Genomic DNA, 13,611 nt, shown 5'->3' with positions numbered 1-13,611 from the left:
TTTCAGGCGTAATTGAGTATTAATTTTTTAACTTCATTGACAGTATCTTTGATTAATTTTTTATCAGAACTTTCAACCATTATTCTAATCAAATTTTCTGTTCCTGACTTTCTAACCAGTAATCTACCCTCTTGTTTTAAATTTTTATTAATCTGATTAATTTTTGCACTAAGAGATTTATTTTCAATAATATTTTTATTTTTAACTTTTATATTTTCTAAAATTTGAGGAATCTTTTTAAAAACTGAAAATACCTTACTTGCTTTAACATTATTTTTTAAAGAACTTAAAACCTCTAAAGCAACTAATAAACCATCTCCAGTAGTTGCTAAATTTCCAAGAATAATATGGCCTGATTGTTCACCTCCTAAATTATACTTTAAAGTATTCATTTTTTCTTTAACATATCGATCACCAACATTAGCTCTGTAAAATTTAATATCATTACTTCTAAAATAATTTTCCAGTCCTAAATTTGTCATCAAGGTACCAACTACTCCCCCTTTTAAAATTTTTTTCTTTTTCCAATTTTTTGCAATCATTGCAATAATTTGGTCACCATCAATAATTTCCCCTTTTTCATCGCACATAATAACTCGATCAGCATCACCATCAAACGCAATGCCAATATCTGCTTTATGAGTTTTTACAGATTGCTGAATAAGTTCTGGATGTGTTGATCCACAATTTTTATTTATATTAAATCCATCTGGATTAATGCCTATTGCCACAACATCAGCTCCTAATTCTCTAAGTAAAGCAGGCGCTGATTTATATGCGGCACCATTTGCACAATCTAAAAATATTTTAATTCCAGATAAATTAAATGATTTTGGAAAAATATTTTTTAATATACTTATATAATTTTCTGTTGCATCCTCTAATCTTTTGGCTCTGCCTAATTCATTTGGTTTTACAAAGTATTTTTCAACTTTATCATCAATTAATTTTTCAATTTGCTTTTCAACCTTATCCGATAATTTCATTCCATCAGGTCCAAAAAGTTTTAGTCCATTATCAGTATGAGGATTGTGAGAAGCTGTTAACATAATTCCAAGATCTGCTTTCATAGACTTTGTTAACATGGCAAGACCATTGGTTGGTAAAGGTCCTAGTAAAAAAACATCCATACCAGATGAAATAAGTCCCGATACTAAAGCTGGCTCAAGCATGTAGCCAGATAGCCGAGTATCCTTTGCAATAATTGCCTTATGGCGTTCTTTATTTTGATTAGAAAAATATGTTCCGGCAGCAAGACCAAATCTAAAGAACATTTCTCCAGTTATATTGCCCTTATTCACTTCTCCTCTAATACCGTCAGTTCCAAAATACTTTTTCATTGTTATTGCTTTAAAAATTGAGAATAAACTTTAAGAGCTTCGTTCGTTTCTTGTATATCATGAACTCTAAATAGCTGAATACCTTGCAAATATGAATATAAAATTGAAGCAATTGTGCCTCCTAATCTTTGCGGATTATCTTTTTCACCCATAATTTTACCTATAAAACTTTTTCGTGAAGGGCCCACCATAATTGGATAGCCTAAACTATGAAATAAGGAAATTTTAGAAATGATTTCTAAATTATGTTCTAAAGTTTTTCCAAATCCAATTCCTGGATCAATAATAATTTGCTCATCCTTTATTCCATTATTTTTCAAAAATTTTATTTTATTTTCAAAATAATCAAAAATATCCAATAATACATTTTCGTACGTTGGATTATTTTGCATATTCTCAGGTATACCCTGTGAATGATTTAAAATAATTGGTTTTCCTGAATCTTTTACAACTAAATAAGATTGTGGATCAAAATCTAGTGCAGAAACATCATTTAATATATCAACTCCTATGTCTATCCCATGTTTCATCACCATAGACTTTCTCGTATCTAAGGAGATTATTTGGTTCGGAAATTTATTTTTTATTAATTGTATGGTCTCTGATATTCTTTTTATTTCATCTAGCTCACTAACAGATTTTGCACCTGGTCTTGTGGACTCTCCTCCTACATCAATAATATGAGCTCCATAATTAATCATACTTCTTACGTGATCAAGAGCTCTATACGTGGTATTATATTTTCCTCCATCTGAAAAACTGTCTGGGGTAACATTTAAAACGGCCATTAAAATAGGATTTGTAAAATCTAAATTAAAAATATTTTTTCTTTTTGAAGTTATGTTGTTTAAATCGTCTTCAATTTCATTTTTAAAATCTAATTTTTCGATCTCTAAAACACTATATTCCTCTACTGTATTTCCGTCAGACTGTCTTTTTAAGATCTCAAGAGATAAAAAACCAACATTTTCAAGTCCACAAAGACTTTTTGCACTTTTTTCTTGAATAAAATAATTCGCCTTTTGGCCAAAGACAATATTTGTTGGCCTTATATAAATACTCTTCATGAATGAAAAGTTAGATTAACTTTGTGGATTTGGCTTTAATCCAATTGCACCTAAAGCGCTACCTAGCTTCTTTTTAGTGGTACTAAATTCTTCTTTGCCGGATAATCGTTTTGGATAAATATTTTCAAATACTATTTTTTTAATTTCTTCACCAGATAAAGTCTCATAAGTTAATAACGCTTTTGCTACCTTATGAAGATCATCAACTTTATCAGCTAATATTTTTTTAGCTCTAGCATAACCGGACTCAACAATTTTTTTAACTTCAGCATCAATCTTTTTAGCAGTTTCTTCTGAAACATTTTGTGTTCTAGAAACAGATCTTCCTAAAAATACTTCTTCTTCATTTTCTTGATAAGCAATAGGGCCTAATTGATCGCTCATACCGTATCGAGTAACCATATTTTTAGCCATTTTTGTTACCATTTCGATATCCGAAGAAGCGCCTGATGTTACTTTGTCGTAACCAAAAATCATCTCCTCCGCAATTCTACCTCCCATAGCAACAGAAATATCTCCAAACATTTTTTCTCTTGTTACAGATAATTGATCTCTTTCCGGAAGTCTCATAACCATACCTAAAGCTCTTCCTCTTGGAATAATAGTTGCTTTATGAATTGGATCTGAAGTTTGTTCATACAATGCAACAACCGCATGTCCTCCCTCATGGTAAGCTGTTAAAGTTTTTTCCTCTTCATTCATCACCATAGATCTTCTTTCAGCGCCCATCATTACTTTATCTTTTGCTTCTTCAAGGTCAGACATAGTGACAATTCTCTTATTTTTTCTTGCAGCAAGTAATGCAGACTCATTCACAATATTTGCAAGATCGGCACCAGAAAAACCAGGTGTTCCTCTTGCAATAACTTTTGGATTTACATCTGGTCCCGTTGTAATTTTTTTAAGATGCACATTTAAAATTGCTTCTCTGCCAATAATGTCTGGATTTGACACAACAACTTGTCTGTCAAAACGACCTGGTCTTAATAAAGCAGGATCTAATACATCTGGTCTGTTTGTTGCTGCGATTAAAATGACACCTTCATTAGTTTCAAATCCATCCATTTCAACAAGCAACTGATTTAATGTTTGTTCTCTCTCATCATTACCGCCACCTAATCCAGCGCCTCTACTTCTTCCAACTGCATCAATCTCATCTATAAATATAATACAAGGAGCACTTTTTTTACCTTGTTCAAACATATCTCTAACTCTTGAAGCACCAACCCCAACAAACATCTCAACAAAATCTGATCCTGAAATAGTAAAGAAAGGAACATTTGCCTCCCCAGCAATTGCCCTTGCTAATAAAGTTTTTCCTGTGCCCGGAGGTCCGACAAGCAAAGCTCCTTTTGGAATTCTTCCTCCTAATTTTTGAAACTTTCTAGGGTCTTTTAAAAAATGTACTATCTCTTCTAATTCTTCTTTGGCTTCTTCAACTCCAGCAACATCTTGAAATGTCACTCGACCTTGTGCTTCATTAAGTAATTTTGCTTTTGATCTTCCAAATCCCATGGCACCACCTTTGCCACCTTGCATTTGACGCATAAAAAATATCCATACTCCAATAAGAAGTAACATAGGAAACCAAGATAATATTACGCCCCATAACGAAGGGCCCTTCTCTTCTCGAGGACCAGCAGTAATTGAAACTCCCTTTGCAGTTAATTTTTCAACTAGATTTGGGTAATTAGGAGAGTAAGTTTTAAAGCCTTTGCCATCTCTAAAAGTTCCAGAAATTTCGCTTCCTCGAATATCAACGGACGCAACATTTCCTTTATCTACTTCAGTTAAAAAAGTAGAAAATGGCATTTCAGTCTTTCCGGTAATAGAGCCTGGATTCTGAAATAGATTGTATAAACCTAAAACGAGCAGGACAATTACGCCCCACATCATTAAATTGCGCAAATTCATAGTTTAAAAGTAATCATTATTATAGATTAAACAAGTGCTATTCTCAAATAAATCTAAGATATCGCACAGCAAAACTGTCATTTTTAATATTGTATTTCTTATTCTTAAAATTGATAAAAGGGACAAACATCAGCTCTCCTTTATGGTTCCAAAATGAAGGCAAAGTCTTTTTTGCCTGAACTGGAATCTTATCTAAAGAAGAAATAAATTTATTTTTTTTCAAATAATCAATTCCTGAATTACCTAATTTTTTAACGATAAATTTTTGTTGATTATCAAAATTTTTATAAACTAAAAAACGATCATCCCAATTTTTAGTTTGTCTTATTTTATCTAATATTTCACTAGCAAGATTTCTATCCTCTCTAAAAAAAGAGATCATGTTAGAATTTTTTTCAATTAAACAACCTCCTAAAGTTGAAGATTTAAACTTCTTTGATGAAAAATTTTTAATTAAAATTTTTAAACTGTCAGATCTTGGTGGATAATATTCACCTGATACAAAATGTATCGCTTTAATAATAACCCTAAAAATTACTTCAGGAGCCTCATTTTTAAATATAATAGATTTTAAAGTTGCATAGCCTTCTTTAAAAAAATTTAAGTATTTCTTTTCAGATTTTAAAATATAAAAATCTAATGAATTTTTAGCAGTATTTAAATTTTCAATTGTTTTTAAAACTCGTTTAGGATCAAAGCCTTCTTTCTGTAACCTAGATTGCATTTTTCTAATTCGGACTCTTAAAAATTTTTCATTAAGATTTGACGGATCTTCAATCCAAGTAGAAAAGATTTTCTTGGTTAAGTTCAAAAGTTCTTCTTTTTTAAAATGAAGCAGAGGTCGTAAAAGGTAAAAATCTTTATTGAGTTCAGATACGTTTTGTAAAGAAGTTAACCCTTTGATGCCACTGCCTCTAATTAATCGAATATAAAAATTCTCAATTAAATCATCTTGATGATGAGCTAGGATAAGAAATCTTATTTTATTTTTTTTGCAATATTTTTGAAATAGATCATATCGTAAATCTCTTGCTTTCTTTTGAATATTAGATGTAAATTTTGAACCACGGTAAGTTAAAATTTCTGCTTTAATATTATTTTTTTTTAAATTTTTAAATGTTTGTTTTGCTTCATTGGCAGACTCTTTTCTTAATCCATGATCAACAATTAAAGTTGCAAAATCACTTGATTGTTCAAGTGAATATAATTTAGCAAGAATACTTAAGGCTAGACTATCGCTTCCACCAGATACAGCAATTGCAAATTTTTCTTTACCAACAACAGGTAAAATATTTTCTCTAAATCGAAAATAAATTTGATTATTTTTTTTATCTTCTAATAATTTAAAATTAAGCGCAGTTAAATCTCTTCTTTTCATAAGATGATTTTTGTAAAATTGAAGCATCGGTCTTTGGGTAAGCTTTTTTTAAATTTGTAATCATCTTACAACCCTGTTCAGTTTCACCTAATTCAGCAAGGGTTACTCCAAGTTTCAATAAGTTTTCAGGGGCTTTGGGACTATTTGGATATTTTTGATAACCATCTAGAAAAGCAACCGCCGCATCTTCGTAAAGTTGCCTAATATAAAAGGTTTCCCCATACCAAAATTGAGCACTACCAGCTAACTCATGCTTTGCATGAGCATCAACAAATTCTTTAAAAGCAATTTCAGCTTTTTCAAAATCACCACTTTTCATAATATTCATAGCAAACTTGTATCGTTCAGCGACAGAAGCTTTGGGTAAAATTTTAGCTTTAGCTTTATTAGGTTTTTCTTTTAATTTAATACTTTCAGTATTTACTGACTTGTCTTTTAAAGAATTATCTTCATCATCGCTAATTTCATCTACTTCTTCTTTATTTAAAATATTTTTATCATTCATTTTTGGAGGTGATATCTTTTTTTCTTCAATAACTTCTTTTGGTGAGCTTACTTTATCGCTTGCAAATTTATTATTCTCTAATTGTTGTAATCTTAATTGGTTATCATTGGACACTTTATTTAATTTATCGGATAATTGCTGAAGTTGATAACTGTTCTCCTCATACCTCTGTGTCATTTCTTGAATTTGTTTTTCTAATTCAGAAATTTTAGTTAGCTGTCTCGTTAAAGCTTCATTTAAAGAAATATTATCAGAAGGTAAATTTGGGTTCTTGGTATAAACTGCTTTTTCAAGGGTTTGAATATCCTTTTGAATTTTATCTAATTTATCTAACAACTCATTCATTTTATCTTGTTGTGCAAAACTAATGTTTGCAAAAAAAATAAAGATTAAAAATTGTATTAAAAATTTATTTTTAATTAACATTTTTTTATTTTATTTTATTTCAATGATAAAAAAAAGACCCTAATGAAATTCACATTAGGGTCTTTTAAAATGTATCTAGTACTAATTAGTTTTAACTGTTACAGCTCGTCTATTTTGAGACCAAGCTAAAGCATTCGATGCTGGATTTACCGGTTTTTCTTTACCGTAACTAATCACTTTAATTCTATTTGCTGCTATACCATTACTTATTAAATAGTTTTTTGCAGCTGTAGCTCTTCGTTCACCAAGTGCTAAGTTATATTCTCTTGTTCCTCTTTCATCTGCATGACCTTCAAGAACAACACTTAAAGTTGGATTTGCTTTTAAATATGTTGCTTGTTTTGCCAGAGTTGCACTTGCTGCGGTGGTTAAGTCTGATTTATTTGTAGCAAAAAATACTCTATCTGGAACGCCATCTGCTAGAAATTTTACTGTTTCTGTTCCTGTATAAGCATCATCTGATGGTCCTGTTGGAGTTGTTGCTTTTTGTTGTGTAGCGCAAGCACCTAAAAAAAGGGTCATTACTAGCGCTAAGATAATTTTATTAACTTTATTTTGTAACATTTATCGTCTTTCGTTGTTTATTTTTGAAAGTTTTAAATATTTTAAAAAAACAATTAATGCAACCTAAAGTTTTATGTTTTTACTATTTTGCTGATAATAATCCGGACCAAGAAGGGTCGGAAGCATCGGTTTCGGTTGGGATCAATCTTTCATTATACCCTGTTAGATCAATAGACCATAATTTTGCTCCACCTCCTCTACCTGCAGTGTCAGAAGCAGTTTCACGATAAAAAATTAGTACTCTTCCATTGGGCGCCCAAGAAGGAGCCTCTTGATAATAATTTTCAGTTAATAATCTCTCACCTGATCCATCTGATCTCATAACGCCGATATAGAATTTATTGCGATATAATTTAGTAAAAGCAATAAGATCGCCGCGCGGCGACCAAACTGGAGTACCATATAAACCATCACCAAAAGAAATTCTTTTTACATTAGTTCCATCACTTTTCATTGTGTAAATTTGCTGAAAACCACTCCGATCAGAATTAAAGGCAATTTGAGTTCCATCAGGAGAATAGGAAGGCGAAGTGTCTATGGAGGGATGATCAGTTAATTTTTCAACAACTCTAGTTTTAATATCCATAGTATAAATATCAGAGTTGCCTTCTTGTGCAAAACTCATAATAATTTTTTTTCCGTCCGATGAAAAACGTGGTGCAAAAGTCATACCTGGAAAATCTCCAACTAAATCTTGCAATCCAGTTTCAATATTTAATAGGTAAACTCTTGGTAAATTTTTGTAATAGGACATATATGTGACAAGTTGATTTGTTGGACTAAATCTTGGGGTTAAAACAATTTCATTTCCTAAAGTTAAATATTTAACTCCAAAACCATCTTGATCCATTACAGCTAATCTTTTTTTTCTATTTACTTTGGGACCTGTTTCAGCAACATAAATAATTCTTGTATCAAAATAACCTTTTTCACCAGTTAGTCTTTCGTAAATTTTATCAGAAATTAAATGTGCTACTCTTCTCCAGTTGTCCGGCGCTGTATAAAAAGCTAATGCAGATAATTCTGTTGCAGATACCACATCCCATAATTTAAATTCAACTTTGAGTCTTCCATCTTTTTCTAAAGAAATTTTACCAGTTACAAGAACCTGTGCCTTAATAAACGACCAATCCTCAAATCTTGGTTTATTATGAGCTACTTCTGGTTTTTGAATAAAAGATTTCTTATCTAAAGCAAAAAATAAACCTGATCGAGTAAGATTATTTTGAACTAATTCTGGTATTTTATTTTCAATATTTGTTTTTTTTAAATTGTTATCAATATTTACATCAAAATAAAAATTTGAAATTGCAACTGGTAGCGGATCTAAATTACCTCTGGTAATATCTACAGAAACAAGGGCAAATGATTTTGAGGTAATTAAAAAAAATAAAAAAACTATTTTATAAATACAATTCTTCATACTAACCTCTTAACATTTCTTTAGCATCAAAGTTGAGTTGCATCTCTTTCCATTTTTCATATTCAGTTGGCGGGACTTTTAAAGGGTTGCACAATTTAACAGCTCTTAATGCACTTTCTGCTAATATTTTATAATAAGTTTGTCCACCTGCATTCATTCTTGATTGATCTAAAATCTCACTACTTATCAACGATCCGTCTGGATTAAGCTTTATTCTCACTTTTACAGTTAAATTTTCATTATATGGAAGTCCAATAGGAATATTCCAGCACTTAAATATTTGAGCTTTGATTGCATCCTCTTGCGTTATAGTGAGTTTAGAAACAACTACATTTTTTTGCTGGCTCTGTGTGGCTTCTAAACTTGTTTTCTTTTCTATTTCAGCGTTATCTTTTTTTGATTTATCAATTAGAGCTGAAATTTTATTAGGATCAAAGATTTCTTTTTTTTCAAATTCTGAAGTCTGCTTATCAAGATTTTCTACTTTAACCGGATTTTGCCTTTTCTCTAATAACTCTTTAATTTGTTTAATATTTTCAGGCAAAGGAACAGCATCTGGTTTTTCTTTAGGCACAATTTTAGGCGGCGCTTGGTTTGTTACAACTCTATCTTTTGTTTTTTTATCCGTTTTTTCTCCGTCTAGAACTTTTGGCGCATAGGGGATGTTTGTTCTATCCCCAATTTGAACAAGATCTACCGAAATAACAAGTGGGGCTTGCACTTTCCCCATTAAAAAAGGCAAAGTTATACTACTGATAAAAAGAATAACAAAATGACCTATAAAAGAAATTTTAAGGCTTTTTTGCATTGCATTATTTTTTACTTTTTGAAATAGGAGGGCCTGATATTAAAGCAACTTTAGTAAAACCTGCCCTTGAAAGTAATCCCATTACTTCCATTACTCGTCCATAGTCGATTGCTTTATCTCCTCTTACATAAATTCTAGTATCTGTTCTATTTTTAGACATTGCCAAAATTTTTGGAACTAATTGACCCATCTCAACTTGGGTTTCTTGAATAAAAGTTTCGCCCTTAGCATTAATACTTAAAGTTAAAGGCTCCTTATCATCTGGTAATGAATTTGCTGAACTGTCTGGTAGGTTAACTGCTACCCCTGCTGTTAACATTGGTGCAGTAACCATAAAAATAATCAATAACACTAACATTACATCAACGAAAGGAGTGACATTTATCTCACTCATAGGTTCTCGTTTTCGAGATCTATTATTCTGAATTTTGAAACCCATTTATATAATCGAAATAAATGATTGGCTAAAATTTTCTAAACGCGTTGAATACTTTCTAGAGTCACTAGTAAATTTATTATAAGCAACCACTGCAGGAATTGCCGCTAATAATCCTAGTGCAGTTGCAAACAATGCCTCCGCTATACCAGGTGCCACGATAGCTAAACTTGTGTTTTTTGAAATAGCGATAGATTGAAAAGAATTCATAATACCCCACACTGTTCCAAATAAACCAATAAAAGGAGTTGTTGATCCAACGGTTGCTAAAAAAGTTAATTTTTTTTCAACAATTTCCATCTCTTTATCTATAGCGCCACTCAATGCTTGTTGAATTCTCTCTTGTACAGATGAAGCTCTAGATTTATTTTTAATCATAAATTCCATCCCAGCCTTAAATACATTAGCCATTGGATCTTCATTGTAATCCTCTAATTTCTTATAAAGACTATCGGCTGATTTTGAAGACCAAAACTGATCCTCAAAAAAATTGGAAGAACCATTAATTCTTTTAAACAATTTATATTTTTCAATAATTATCGCCCAGGAGTAAATCGATGCAGCAATTAAAATAATAATTACAAGTTTTACAACAAGATCGGCTTTGAAGAATAATGAGATAAAAGAAAAATTACTTGCAGCAAAATTCATAATTTTTTATTTTGTATGGTTTTTATATAATTCTTAACCTTGTCATTTATTTGTCTTTGCGCAAAAGATCTACTGCTTTATTATATGTAAGAGCTTAATTTTGCCTTTAATTCCTCAGGAATTATTTTTGGCTTTCCAAAATTATCAATAGTAACTAGTTCAACCATCGCTTCTGCTAAAACTTCATCGTCTCTTAAAATATTTTGAGCCATTTCAATTCTCAAGTTTGAAACATTTTTTACAAAACTCTCAACAATAATCTTATCTTCAAATAATATTGGTTTTTTATAGGTAATAGTAAATTTATGGACAACAATTTTGATTTCTAATTTATCATTTAATTCTTTATGATTATAGCCAATAGAATAAATAAGTTCAGTTCTCGCTCTTTCAAAATACTTTAAATAATTTGCGTAATAAACAATTCCTCCCGCATCTGTGTCCTCGTAATAAACTTTAGTTTCAAAAAAAAATTTCTTTATTGCACTAACCATGAAAACTATCGTTTTTATAATTATCTATAAAATATTTCCCAATTAAAATTGCATCCGCTTTATTAGAATCTTTTTTTCTAGCTATCTTGGGAGACATAGTTGGATAAATTTCTATAACTTTGGTTCTGCTAGCATCTTTTACTGAACCAATTAGATTGAAATGTTTTTTCCATTTTGCAGGTCTTACAAAATATATTGGAAAGCTTAAAGCCGCACATATTCCTTTTATAATTCCAAAGGACTGCCCAAAATTAAACATACTGGTTACGCCTTGGCCAGGCATTGCATTAACTTGTTCAACAATTACTGAAACTTTGTCACCCTCTTTTACAAAACTTTTGAATATATGAGTTACTTGCGCAGAATTAATTTGTCTTTTATTTTTTTTTCCATCAACCATTGTTGGAACATCATATATATCTAAAATATCCTTATTTTTAAAAACACAAATTGCTCCGCTCACACCAGGATCAATAGAAAAAACTAACAATTTTTTAATTCGCCCCTTCTAATAATTTTTCATCAACTTCAAAATTAGTAAAAACATTTTGAACATCATCATCATCTTCTATCTGCTCTAAAAAATTTACAATTTTAGTAAATGTTTCTTTGTCTAAATTAACTTTATTTAAAGGATTCCAAATAAGACCTGCAAAACTCAAATCTTTGATTTTTTTTTCTATTTTTTCTCTAACAAAATTAAATTCTTCTTTTTTACAATTAATTTCATGATAGAAATCAGTTGTAACGCAATCTTCTGCTCCTGCATTAATTGCCAGCTCTAAAGCGTCATTTGCATTCATCAAATCTTTCTTTATCTTGATTTGCCCTATCTGTTCAAATTGATAACTGACTGATCCTGTTTCGCCCAAGGTTCCGCCAAATTTTTGAAATATTGTTCTGATATTTGATACTGCACGATTTTTATTATCAGTTAATACTTCAATGATAACGCCTGTTCTTCCTGGTCCAAATCCCTCATATCTTGAAAATTCATAACTATTATCAATATTTCCCTGTGATTTTTTAATAGCTCTTTCGATATTATCCTTAGGCATATTTGCAGCTCTTGCAGCTTGAACAGCCGCTCGCAGCCTTGGATTCATTTCAGGATCAGGCGTTCCAAGTTTTGCTGAAACAGTTATTTCTCTTGAAAGCTTAGTAAATAGTTTAGATCGTATTTTATCTGCACGTCCTTTCCTGTGCATCATATTTTTAAAATGCGAATGACCTGCCATGCTTTTAAAATGATCTTTGATTAAAATGAGCGCCAATTGTGATGGGTTTTATATCTTTTGCAAGACCCGTTTTGTCGTCGGCCAATACTTTAATTCCAGATAAAGTTCCTTTACCTAATGCAGGAGATAAACGTTCTAAATTTGGCTGTTTTAAAAATTTTTTTAATGCTGCATCTTTATCCATTCCTATGACTGAATCATAATCTCCACACATGCCAGCATCAGTTTGATATGCAGTTCCATTATTTAAAATTCTAAAATCATAAGTAGGTACATGACTATGCGTTCCTACAACTAATGTAACTAGACCATCAAGATAATGACCCATGGCTATTTTTTCACTAGTTATTTCAGCATGAATATCAACGATAATAAAATCTACATCTTTGCTTAATTTTAAAGATTGTAATTTTAGAGAAATACAATTGAAAACATCATTTGCTTTTTTCATATAAACGTTTCCCATAATATTAATTACAGCAACTTTCTTATTATTTTTTAAAGAATAAATCTCACAACCTGATCCTGGTGTACCCTCCATAAAATTCAAGGGTCGCAACAATCTCTTTTCCGTAGATATAAAATCTGCTGTTTCTTTTTGATCCCAAATATGATTTCCAGAGGTAATTACATCAACCCCAACTGAAAATAGCTCATCGCAAATTTTTTTTGTAATTCCATAACCACCTGCAGCATTTTCTCCATTCACAATAACAAAGTCTATTTCTTCGTTAGTTTTTAACTTTGGTAATTCAGATAAAACTATATCTCTTCCGGATCTTCCAACAATATCCCCTAAAAATAAGAAATTCATTAAATTTTTAAAAATCCTTTTTCTGTAAAAACAGCATCTAAACAAAAGTCCGTTTTAAATACTTTTAATTTATCTTTTTTTTGAAATGAAAAACCAATTCCAATTGTTCTAAATTTTTTTTTATTTAAATTTAACATATTAAAATATTTGTCGTAATATCCTGAACCGTAGCCGAGCCTATTACCATATTTATCAAAAGCTAACAGTGGAACTAAAAAAATATCAGGTATTAAAGTTTTAGATTTTATAAAAGTTTGTGGTATTCCATATTTATTTAATTGCAAAACATCGTTTGAATTCCATTTTTTAAACTCCATTAATTTATTATCTTTGTGAATAAACGGTAATGTCAACGAGAGTCCTTTTTTAAATAACAACATATTTAAAATTTTTAAATCTAATTCAAAGTTTATAGAATAATAAGACCCGATGATTTTTTTTTTGGATCGTATAATCTCTGAAAATAATGGACTAAAATCTTGTTCTTTTAAATTAAAATATTTATTTTTTCTTAAGGAAAAAAAATACTTCCTTAACTTTTCTTTCATTAAAT

The 13,611-nt window shown here is 30.5% G+C and carries 15 protein-coding genes; all 15 read right to left on the bottom strand.

From position 1 onward, the window contains the following. Positions 1-2 precede the first annotated feature (2 nt). The gene (gene glmM, locus CR143_RS01540; RefSeq protein ID WP_099340092.1) at positions 3-1,340 is read right to left on the bottom strand and encodes a phosphoglucosamine mutase; all 1,338 of its coding nucleotides are present in this window, start codon (positions 1,338-1,340) and stop codon (positions 3-5) included. 2 nt (positions 1,341-1,342) lie between these two features. Further along, the gene (gene folP / locus CR143_RS01535; RefSeq protein WP_099340091.1) at positions 1,343-2,407 is read right to left on the bottom strand and encodes a dihydropteroate synthase; all 1,065 of its coding nucleotides are present in this window, start codon (positions 2,405-2,407) and stop codon (positions 1,343-1,345) included. Positions 2,408-2,422: 15 nt separating this feature from the next. Then, positions 2,423-4,321: an ATP-dependent zinc metalloprotease FtsH gene (gene ftsH / locus CR143_RS01530; protein WP_099340090.1), complete on the bottom strand. Its 1,899-nt coding sequence runs from the start codon at positions 4,319-4,321 to the stop codon at positions 2,423-2,425. Positions 4,322-4,364: 43 nt separating this feature from the next. Then, positions 4,365-5,699, bottom strand: a complete 1,335-nt coding sequence (gene tilS / locus CR143_RS01525; protein ID WP_099340995.1) for a tRNA lysidine(34) synthetase TilS — start codon at positions 5,697-5,699, stop codon at positions 4,365-4,367. Further along, the gene (gene ybgF, locus CR143_RS01520) at positions 5,671-6,630 is read right to left on the bottom strand and encodes a tol-pal system protein YbgF (protein ID WP_099340089.1); all 960 of its coding nucleotides are present in this window, start codon (positions 6,628-6,630) and stop codon (positions 5,671-5,673) included. The genes tilS and ybgF overlap by 29 nt, the downstream gene beginning before the upstream one ends. Positions 6,631-6,711: 81 nt before the next feature. Beyond that, complete coding sequence (gene pal, locus CR143_RS01515; RefSeq protein ID WP_099340088.1) at positions 6,712-7,194, bottom strand: peptidoglycan-associated lipoprotein Pal; 483 nt, start codon at positions 7,192-7,194, stop codon at positions 6,712-6,714. An 82-nt stretch (positions 7,195-7,276) separates the two neighbouring features. Then, positions 7,277-8,617, bottom strand: coding sequence for a Tol-Pal system beta propeller repeat protein TolB (tolB, locus tag CR143_RS01510; RefSeq protein ID WP_099340087.1), 1,341 nt, complete (start codon positions 8,615-8,617; stop codon positions 7,277-7,279). A 1-nt stretch (position 8,618) separates the two neighbouring features. Next, the gene (gene tolA, locus CR143_RS01505; protein ID WP_099340086.1) at positions 8,619-9,425 is read right to left on the bottom strand and encodes a cell envelope integrity protein TolA; all 807 of its coding nucleotides are present in this window, start codon (positions 9,423-9,425) and stop codon (positions 8,619-8,621) included. A gap of 4 nt (positions 9,426-9,429) precedes the next feature. Continuing rightward, positions 9,430-9,864: a protein TolR gene (tolR, locus tag CR143_RS01500; protein ID WP_099340085.1), complete on the bottom strand. Its 435-nt coding sequence runs from the start codon at positions 9,862-9,864 to the stop codon at positions 9,430-9,432. Beyond that, positions 9,865-10,512: a protein TolQ gene (tolQ, locus tag CR143_RS01495; RefSeq protein WP_099340084.1), complete on the bottom strand. Its 648-nt coding sequence runs from the start codon at positions 10,510-10,512 to the stop codon at positions 9,865-9,867. It abuts the gene before it with no gap. Between the two features lie 80 nt (positions 10,513-10,592). Continuing rightward, positions 10,593-11,006 (bottom strand): YbgC/FadM family acyl-CoA thioesterase, encoded by a 414-nt coding sequence (locus tag CR143_RS01490; RefSeq protein WP_099340083.1) that lies wholly within the window; start codon positions 11,004-11,006, stop codon positions 10,593-10,595. Continuing rightward, a complete protein-coding gene (locus tag CR143_RS01485; RefSeq protein WP_099340082.1) occupies positions 10,999-11,496 on the bottom strand; it encodes a RuvC family protein in 498 nt (165 codons plus the stop codon). Before CR143_RS01485 ends, CR143_RS01490 begins: the two co-directional genes overlap by 8 nt. A gap of 4 nt (positions 11,497-11,500) precedes the next feature. Next, positions 11,501-12,244 (bottom strand): YebC/PmpR family DNA-binding transcriptional regulator, encoded by a 744-nt coding sequence (locus CR143_RS01480; RefSeq protein WP_099340081.1) that lies wholly within the window; start codon positions 12,242-12,244, stop codon positions 11,501-11,503. Positions 12,245-12,248: 4 nt separating this feature from the next. Beyond that, on the bottom strand, positions 12,249-13,058 hold the full coding sequence (locus CR143_RS01475) for a TIGR00282 family metallophosphoesterase (protein WP_099340994.1): 810 nt from the start codon (positions 13,056-13,058) through the stop codon (positions 12,249-12,251). Next, on the bottom strand, positions 13,058-13,606 hold the full coding sequence (locus tag CR143_RS01470; RefSeq protein ID WP_099340080.1) for a 5-formyltetrahydrofolate cyclo-ligase: 549 nt from the start codon (positions 13,604-13,606) through the stop codon (positions 13,058-13,060). The genes CR143_RS01475 and CR143_RS01470 overlap by 1 nt, the downstream gene beginning before the upstream one ends. Between the last annotated feature and the right edge of the window lie 5 nt (positions 13,607-13,611).

The sequence above is a fragment of the Candidatus Fonsibacter ubiquis genome (genome assembly GCF_002688585.1).
GTDB classification, from domain to species: domain Bacteria; phylum Pseudomonadota; class Alphaproteobacteria; order Pelagibacterales; family Pelagibacteraceae; genus Fontibacterium; species Fontibacterium commune.
The sequence above is the reverse complement of the archived record's forward strand: the minus strand, read 5'-3'. Positions and strand labels throughout refer to the sequence as shown.

Excerpts from the sequence above, each read along its gene's own strand:
- ybgF (WP_099340089.1), bottom strand. The coding sequence starts at position 6,630 with ATGTTAATTAAAAATAAATTTTTAATACAATTTTTAATCTTTATTTTT.
- pal (WP_099340088.1), bottom strand. The coding sequence starts at position 7,194 with ATGTTACAAAATAAAGTTAATAAAATTATCTTAGCGCTAGTAATGACC.
- tilS (WP_099340995.1), bottom strand. The coding sequence starts at position 5,699 with ATGAAAAGAAGAGATTTAACTGCGCTTAATTTTAAATTATTAGAAGAT.
- glmM (WP_099340092.1), bottom strand. The coding sequence starts at position 1,340 with ATGAAAAAGTATTTTGGAACTGACGGTATTAGAGGAGAAGTGAATAAG.
- CR143_RS01475 (WP_099340994.1), bottom strand. The coding sequence starts at position 13,058 with ATGAATTTCTTATTTTTAGGGGATATTGTTGGAAGATCCGGAAGAGAT.
- tolR (WP_099340085.1), bottom strand. The coding sequence starts at position 9,864 with ATGGGTTTCAAAATTCAGAATAATAGATCTCGAAAACGAGAACCTATG.
- tolQ (WP_099340084.1), bottom strand. The coding sequence starts at position 10,512 with ATGAATTTTGCTGCAAGTAATTTTTCTTTTATCTCATTATTCTTCAAA.
- CR143_RS01480 (WP_099340081.1), bottom strand. The coding sequence starts at position 12,244 with ATGGCAGGTCATTCGCATTTTAAAAATATGATGCACAGGAAAGGACGT.
- CR143_RS01490 (WP_099340083.1), bottom strand. The coding sequence starts at position 11,006 with ATGGTTAGTGCAATAAAGAAATTTTTTTTTGAAACTAAAGTTTATTAC.
- tolB (WP_099340087.1), bottom strand. The coding sequence starts at position 8,617 with ATGAAGAATTGTATTTATAAAATAGTTTTTTTATTTTTTTTAATTACC.
- folP (WP_099340091.1), bottom strand. The coding sequence starts at position 2,407 with ATGAAGAGTATTTATATAAGGCCAACAAATATTGTCTTTGGCCAAAAG.
- CR143_RS01470 (WP_099340080.1), bottom strand. The coding sequence starts at position 13,606 with ATGAAAGAAAAGTTAAGGAAGTATTTTTTTTCCTTAAGAAAAAATAAA.
- ftsH (WP_099340090.1), bottom strand. The coding sequence starts at position 4,321 with ATGAATTTGCGCAATTTAATGATGTGGGGCGTAATTGTCCTGCTCGTT.
- tolA (WP_099340086.1), bottom strand. The coding sequence starts at position 9,425 with ATGCAAAAAAGCCTTAAAATTTCTTTTATAGGTCATTTTGTTATTCTT.